The 1,082-nt window shown below is 70.6% G+C and carries 1 protein-coding gene and 1 pseudogene; both read right to left on the bottom strand.

Going from position 1 to position 1,082, the window contains the following annotated elements; all coding sequences use genetic code 11:
• Positions 1-862 (bottom strand): MFS transporter (locus D3105_RS33925; RefSeq protein WP_118906601.1); only part of this gene is annotated, 862 nt, incomplete at its 3' end.
• A gap of 86 nt (positions 863-948) precedes the next feature.
• Positions 949-1,082 (bottom strand): annotated as a pseudogene (locus tag D3105_RS33930) (hydrolase); the annotation flags it as partial.

The raw sequence follows: 1,082 nt of genomic DNA on the forward strand, positions 1-1,082 counted from the left end.
GCAGACTCCCGCCCCGCACCACGGCGACCGCCCCGAACCGCCGCACCCCGAGGTCCCCCACCGCCCGCCCCAGCAGGGTCGTCACCATGTAGACGTTGTACGGGACGGTCGCGAGCTGCTCCGAACTGCCCAGCACGTCCTGGAGGTACTTGGCACTCCAGTTGGAGACGGTCGAGTCCCCGATGTAGGCGAAGGTCATGATGAGGCAGAGCGGCAGCAACAGCTTGAACGAGAGCGCCCCGCTCGCACCGACCGAGCCGGCACCGGCCTCCGTGCCGTCCGGGCGCTTCTCCTCCGCGCCCTTTCCTTCCGTGTACCACCGGCTGCCGACGAACGCGGCGGGCAGCAGCACGGCGACGACGGGCAGGTAGGACGCGAGCAACGACAGCTCCCACCGCGCCCCGGCCCAGGCCAGGGAGGCCCCCGCGATCCCGCCGAGGCTGTAGACCGCGTGAAAGCCGGTCATGATACTGCGCCCGTAAGCGCGTTGGAGGCTGACGCCCAGCATGTTCATGGAGGCGTCGAGCGCCCCGACGGCCAACCCGAACACCCCGAGGGCGACGGCGACGTGCCACATCTCCCGCCCGGCGCCCACCCCGAGCAGAGCGAGGAGGACGAGGGGCTGGGCCCACCGCAGGACGACGCCCGGCCGCACTCGCGCGACCACCTTCTCGGTGGCCACGCTGCCGGCCCCCGCCAGGATCGGGACAGCGGCGAGGAAGACGGGCAGCAGCCCGTCGGATATCCCGTACTGGTCCTGGATGGCGGGGATACGCGTCACCAGAAGGGCGAAAGCCACGCCCTGAACACCGAAGCTCAGCCCCAGGGAGGCCCTGCCGTGCCGCAAGCCCGCATCAGTCATGGCCGCGAGCGTAGAGCCAGGCACTACCCATGGGTAGATGGATCAGCCGAGCAGTTTTCGGGCGGGCGATGACCGGAGGAGGGGCTTCAGGCAAGCAGTTGGGGCAGCTGGGCCATGTCCGAGAAGTGCCCGGTCACTCCGACGAGCCGGTCGGCGGGCACCATCGAGGTGAACCCGTACACGTCCATCCCGGCCGCCCGTGCCGCTTCCACGCCGAGCG

Source organism: Streptomyces globisporus, assembly GCF_003501885.1.
GTDB lineage: Bacteria > Actinomycetota > Actinomycetes > Streptomycetales > Streptomycetaceae > Streptomyces > Streptomyces globisporus_D.